This is a genomic window from Amycolatopsis kentuckyensis (assembly GCF_002155975.1).
GTDB lineage: Bacteria > Actinomycetota > Actinomycetes > Mycobacteriales > Pseudonocardiaceae > Amycolatopsis > Amycolatopsis kentuckyensis.
The window spans coordinates 1-6,336 of sequence record NZ_MUMI01000472.1; the positions used below are offsets into that span (position 1 = coordinate 1).

Genomic DNA, 6,336 nt, shown 5'->3' on the forward strand with positions numbered 1-6,336 from the left:
GGCCGCCGGAGGTGCCGAGCGGGACGGCGAGCTGTACTACCTCCCCGACGGCGCCCAGACGGCGGTGCCGCTGACGAACGACGACACCGTCGACCTCCACCCGGCGCTGTCGCCGGACGGCCGCACGGTCGCGTTCGCGTCCGAACGCACCGGCAGCCGGAAGCTCTTCGTGATCGGCGTGGACGGCCGCGGCCTCCGTCAGGTGACGTCCGGCCCGGCCGCCGACGACTCGCCGAGCTGGTCGCCCGACGGCACCCGCCTGGTGTTCAGCAGCACCCGGGACGACCCGGCCGGCGACATCTACACCGTCCCGGTCGCCGGCGGCGCCCCGGTGCGCCTGACCGCCGACCCGGCCGCCGACACCCAGCCCGCGTGGGGGCCGGCGCGGATCGCGTTCACCACCACCCGCTTCCACCCGGCCGGCGACGTGGCACTGGTCGCCGAAACCGGCGGCGCGGTCACCCGCGCGGTCCCCGACCCCGGCGATTCGGCCGAGCCGGCGTGGTCGCGCGACGGCGCCCGGCTGGCCTTCACGACCCGCGCGCAGGACCCGCTCGGCGACGTCAAGCAGATCGAGGCCGGCCGGATCTCGATCATCTCGGCGCTGCCGGCCACCGGCGAGACCGAGCCGACGTTCCGCACGGACGGGCGGCCGGTGTTCACCGAGCTGCGCGCGGGTGGCACCACGGACGTCTGGAGCGCGGACGCCACCGGCGGCGACCGCCGGGACATCACGAACCGCCCCGGCGCCGACGAGTTCGACCCCGCGTTTTCCGCCGACGGCTCGCAGCTGGCCTACACCCAGGCCGATCCGGGCGAGTCGGTGCAGACCGAGGTCGTCGTGGCGAACGCCGACGGCAGCGCACCCCGCGCGCTGACCGGCCCGCGGGACGGGACCAAACGCGAGCAGCACCCGGCCTGGTCGCCGGACGCCACGATGATCGCGTTCACCAACACCGCCATCCGCGGCGAAAGCCGCTTCGACACCGTGCGGATCGCCCGCGTGGCGGACGGCCGGATCCTCGGCGAGATCCCGCTGCCGCCGCACCTGCGCGGCGACGACTCGCAGCCGGTGTGGTCGGCCGACGGCACGAAGATCACGCTGACCCGGGCGGCCTCGCGGATCGCGCCGCCCCCGCCGGGCCGGGTGCGGCCGTCGGTGGTGGACATCCCGGTCGGGCAGGGTTCCTCGGCGAGGATCGACAAGACCGTGCCGACGGACAAGGTCCCGGCGCAGCCGGACATCGTGCTGCTGATGGACCAGACGGGGTCGATGAGCGGGGTCATCGACAACGTCAAGACGAACCTCGGCAAGGTCATCGAGGAGGTCCAGAAGGTGCAGCCGTCGGCGCACTTCGCGGTCGCGGCGTACGGCGACCGCGTGGACGACACCCCGGTCGAAGGCCCGCCGCCGAACCCACCACGGTCGTTCCACGTTCAGCAGCCGCTGACGCCGGCCGACACCGACGACCAGCGCAAGCTGCTCACCGACGCGTTCGGCCGGATCACCGCCACCGGTGGCGACGACACCGCCGAAGACTGGTACGACGCCCTGCAGAAGGTGTCGACGGGCGCGATCGGCTTCCGCGACACCAGCAACCGGATCGTGGTGCTGGTCGGCGACGCCGCCAGCCACGAGTCGCCCGCCGACAACGCGCGGGGCACGTTCCCGACGACCGCGGCCGTCGTCGACGCGCTGAAGGCCGCGAAGATCCGGGTGGTCGCGGTCCCGGCCGTGACCGGCAGCGGCGGTTCGGAAGGCAGCCTCGCCGAGGAGACCGACGGTGCCCTCGACGGGCGCGGCCAGGCGACCGCGATCACGAAGGCCACCGACGGCGTCCTGACCGAGAGCACGGACGCCGGCCAGATCAGCACCGCGATCGTCAAGGGGATCACGGACCTCCAGGTGAAGGTGCAGCCGGTGCCGTTCTGCGATCCGGGGCTGACGCTCACCTTCACCCCCGACGGGACGCAGCAGGTGCCCGGCGGAACCGACGCGCACTTCGTCGAAACCGCCACGGTTTCCGGGACCGCACCGATCGGCGCCTTCCAGCACTGCCGGGTCGAGTTCCGGCTGAACGGCGAGCCCACCGTGCGGCCCGGCTACACCGAGGACGTCACCGTGCGGGTCAAGGATCCGCGGCTGCCGCTGATCACCGTGCACGACAGGACGGTCACCGGAACCGCGCCCACGGTCATCGAATACCCGGCGACCGCGATCGACGCCGACCGCGAAACGCCGCTCACGCCGTTCTGCACGCCGTCGTCCGGGAGCCTCTTCCCGGTCGGGGCCACCACCGTGACGTGCACGGCGACCGGGCGGGGCGGCACCGCGACCGAGACCGCGGTGATGTCGGTCGATCCCGGCGGGGACCGGCAGGAGCTGTGGCAGGTCTCATTGGCCGCCGGGACGGACAGCGTCGTGGCCGGCACCCAGCGGGACCTCTCGCCGTCGTTCGGGAATCCGTGCGGCACCGGGCGGCAGGGCTCGGCGGACGTCTCGCCGGACGGCGCCGCGCTGGTGTTCCACAACGACCGCCGTCAGCTCTGCGTGGCACCCGCCGACGGCGGGCCCGCGCGGGTGCTCGTGCAGGACACCGGATCCGTGGACGACCCGGCCTGGTCGCCGGACGGCACGCTGGTCGCCTTCGACAGCGCGGCCGGTGAATCCCGGCCGGGCATCCTGACCGTGCCGTCGGCCGGCGGCGCGCCCGCGGTCCTGATCGCCGGACCGGGCGGCGCCTCGCAGCCGGCCTTCCAGCGGATCGCCGACGTCGGGGTGACCGCCACCGCCGTCCCGGCCGCCATCCCGTTCTCCGGGCTGACGACCTTCGAGTTCGTGGTCACCAACCACGGCGTCGCCGCTTCGCCGAATGTCGGGCTGTTCGTCCGGCTGACCGCGGGGCTGCGGCCGCAGGCGCCGATCACCAGCGTCGGCACCTGCACGCCGGACCTCGTCTGCGCCTTCGGCACGCTCGCCCCCGGCGCCCAGGCGCGGGTCCGGTTCAGCGCCACCGGCACCGAACCGGGGACGCAGGCCGCGACCGGCACGGTCACCACGGCCGGCCAGGACGCCGGCCCGCAGGACGATTCCGCCACCGCCGTGGTCACCGTCGGCGCGAAGCCGGTGCCCCCGGTCACGCCGGGCTCGCTGTCGGTCGGGCTGGCGGTGTCGGCGGTCCCGCTGTTCGCCGGCGGCGACGACGTGGTGCTGACCTTCCTGGTGCACAACGGTTCCGGGGCCCCGATGCCGGAGGTCCGCCTGGTCACCCAGCTGCCACCGCAGCTGCCCGCGACCTCGGTGGCCGCGGGGTGCACGCCGGGCGGCGGCAGCTGCGCGCTCGGGACGCTGGCACCCGGCCAGACCGTCGAGGTCCGGATCGCGCTGGCGGCCAAGGCCGCGGCCGACGCGCCGGTGTCCGGCACGGTCAGCACCAGCGGGCCGGACACCAACCCCGGCGACAACACCGCCGCCGGGCGGGTGGTGATCCGCCAGCCGGTGGTGGCCGTGGATCCGGGCGTCACCCCGCTGGGTTCCGTCCCGCGGGTGACGGGCACGGACTTCCCGCCGGGCGCGACGGTCCGGCTGGCCTGGTCGGACGGGATCTCCGAGACGCCGGGCCTGGCCACGGTGGGCGTCGACGGGAGGTTCGAGGCGCAGTTCCTGGTCTTCCACCACGACCTGATCGGGCCGCGCACGGTTTCGGCCACCTCGGTGAGCGGGCCGAAGTTCGGGACGGCGCAGTCGAACCCGATCCTCGTGGTGCTGCGCACGGAACAACCGCCCTTCATCTCGCGCGGCTGAGCCGCGCGTGAACCCGCTGCCCGTAGGGGCAACCACCGGCGCACGGCCGCACACCCGTCCGCTGGTGCCGGACCCGCGACACAAAAGGGAGACTTCCGCGCATGGGAGCAACGGCGACGCTGTCCGAGGCCGGCCTGGTCGCGGAACCCGGCCAGGAGACGAGCTGCACGGTGACCATCCGGAACGCCGGGCAGGTCGTCGACCAGTTCGCGATCGACGTGGTCGGCGACGCGAGTGGCTGGGCCACCGCGGAACCGGCCACGGTCAACCTCATGCCGGGGGAGACCGGGACGGTCACCGTGCGGTTCGCGCCGCCGCGGGCCTCCGACGTCCCCGCCGGGACGATTCCGTTCGGGGTGCGGGTGTTCTCGAGCGAGGACCCCGCCGGCTCGGTCGTCGAGGAGGGCACCGTCGAGCTCGGCGCCTTCACCGAGGTGACCGCCGAGATCGTGCCCGCCAAGGTGGAGGGCAGTTCCAAGGCGGACTTCGAGGTCGCCGTCGACAACCGCGGCAACCGGCCGGTGGCCGTCGAGCTGAGCCCGCTGGACCCGGAGGACGAGCTGGACTTCCGGCTCGAACGGGACCGGGCCGACCTGGCGCCGGGCACCGCCGCGTTCGTGCGGATGCGCGCCAAGCCGCGGAAGCGCTTCCTGCGCGGCCAACCGGTCCGGCACCGCTTCCAGGTGTTCGTCGTCGCCGACGGCGCGGAGCCGATCAAGACCGAGGGCACCATGGTGCAGCGGCAGCTGCTGCCGAAGTGGCTGCTGCCCGCGCTCGCCGCGCTGCTCGTGCTCCTGCTGGCCCTCCTGACGCTGTGGTTCACCGTGCTGCGGCCCGCGGTGAAGTCGGCCGCGCGGGAAGCCGCCGAAGAGCAGAACCAGGAGATCGTGAAGGCGGCGCAGGACGCCGGCGCCGGGGCCGACCAGGCGAAGAAGAACGCCGACCAGGCCAAGCAGAACTCCGAGCAGGCGATGAAGGCCGTCGGCCTGACCCCGCCGGGCGACAACCCGGCGGCGCCCGGCTCCGGTCCCGGCACGCCGCCGACCCGGGTTTCGAACGCCGCCGCCGACGGCACCCCGACGGACTTCCGGGTGGCCGCGGACGCGAAGATCGACTCGAACGTCAACCGGTTCGCCGAGTTCCCCTACACGCTGCCGGACGCGAGCAAGACGCTGGTGATCACCGACCTGATCCTGCAGAACCCGCGTGGTGACACCGGAACCCTGCGGCTGCTGCGGGATTCCGGCGGCACCAAGACGGTCCTGCTGGAGGTCGGCCTCTCGAACTTCCGCGACCTCGACCACCACTGGCTGCAGGCCTGGCGGTTCCAGCCGGGGGACAAGATCGTGCTCGCGGTCAGCTGCCAGAACCCGGGGGACCGGGGCCGCTGCACCCCGTCGGTCTCCTTCTCCGGCCGGGTCGAGTAGACCGTGCGGTCGTGCTAGATGAGCCCTTCGCGCATGGCGAAAGCCACCGCGTGGGCGCGGTTGCGGAGCTGGAAGCGGTTGGTGATGTCGTGCAGGATCGACTTCACCGTCCGCTCCGAGTAGCTCAGCTGGTCGGCGATCTCCTTGGTCTCGAAGCCGTCGGCGACCAGCCGCAGCACCCGGGTCTCCCGCTGGGACATCCCGGCGAGGTCCCACCCGTTCGGGCGCAGCACGTCCCGCTGCAACCGGGACACCCGCGACAGCAGGCGGCCCAGCAGGTCGGGCGGCAGCGCGCCTTCACCGACGGCCGCGGCTTTGACCAGCCGCACCAGGGTGTCGGGGGTGGCGTCGGCGCGGCGGATGATCGCCGAGACCCCGTTGCCGACGACGTCCAGCAGCTCCGAGTCCTCCACCTCCCCGGCGACCAGGACGACCCCCGCGTGGCCGGCGCACTGGAGGCTGCGCAGCAGCTGCCGGGCCTCCTCGTTCAGCCGTTCCACGATGACCAGCACCACGGCGGGCTCGCCGGAGTCTTCGTCGGCGAAGCGGATTTCGGGACGTGACCGCAGCGCGGCCGTGACGCCCGCGTGGGTGATGGTGTCGGTGGCGTGCAGCAGCACCGGAACCTGGTCGGTGATCATGGGTGTGGCCCTCCCTCGAACGACGTCGGATCGCTCCACCCCCAAGGATCGTGGTGCGGACGCTCGCCGAACAGGGACATGGAGTCCCGATATGTCCCGCTTTCCTTACTCCGATCGGGCAATGCCGGCCTCTTTGGCCTTGGCGATGGCCTGGGTGCGGTCGGTGACCCGGAGCTTGCGGAAGATGTGGGACACGTGGTTGCGCACGGTCTTCTGGCTCAGCACCAGCTCTTCGGCGATCGACGCGTTGCCCATGCCCTGCGCGACGAGCCGCAGGATCTCCTTCTCCCGCAACGTGAGCCGCGGGAACGACTCGTCACGCGGGGTCGCCGTGCCGAGCAGCGACAGCACCCGGGTGGCGATCGCCGGGCTGAAGATGGCCTCGCCGTCGCCGATCACCCGGACCGCGCGGATGATCTGCTCGTTGCGCGCTCCTTTGAGCAGGTAGCCGCGGGCGCCCGCG

At 73.3% G+C, this 6,336-nt stretch carries 4 protein-coding genes; 2 read left to right on the forward strand and 2 right to left on the reverse strand.

The features are described from left to right. Together CCN39_RS37355 and CCN39_RS37360 are read left to right on the forward strand one after the other, a co-directional pair. On the forward strand, positions 1 to 3,805 hold a 3,805-nt coding region (locus tag CCN39_RS37355; protein WP_143264290.1), incomplete at its 5' end, for a VWA domain-containing protein. A 101-nt stretch (positions 3,806 to 3,906) separates the two neighbouring features. Continuing rightward, positions 3,907 to 5,232 (forward strand): COG1470 family protein, encoded by a 1,326-nt coding sequence (locus CCN39_RS37360; RefSeq protein WP_086850170.1) that lies wholly within the window; start codon positions 3,907 to 3,909, stop codon positions 5,230 to 5,232. Between the two features lie 14 nt (positions 5,233 to 5,246). On the opposite strand, the gene CCN39_RS37365 is transcribed toward CCN39_RS37360, so the two are convergent. Together CCN39_RS37365 and CCN39_RS37370 are read right to left on the reverse strand one after the other, a co-directional pair. After that, a complete protein-coding gene (locus CCN39_RS37365) occupies positions 5,247 to 5,873 on the reverse strand; it encodes a response regulator transcription factor (RefSeq protein WP_043785945.1) in 627 nt (208 codons plus the stop codon). A gap of 105 nt (positions 5,874 to 5,978) precedes the next feature. Beyond that, positions 5,979 to 6,336, reverse strand: a 358-nt coding sequence (locus CCN39_RS37370) for a response regulator transcription factor (RefSeq protein WP_143264291.1), incomplete at its 5' end; no start/stop codon positions are given.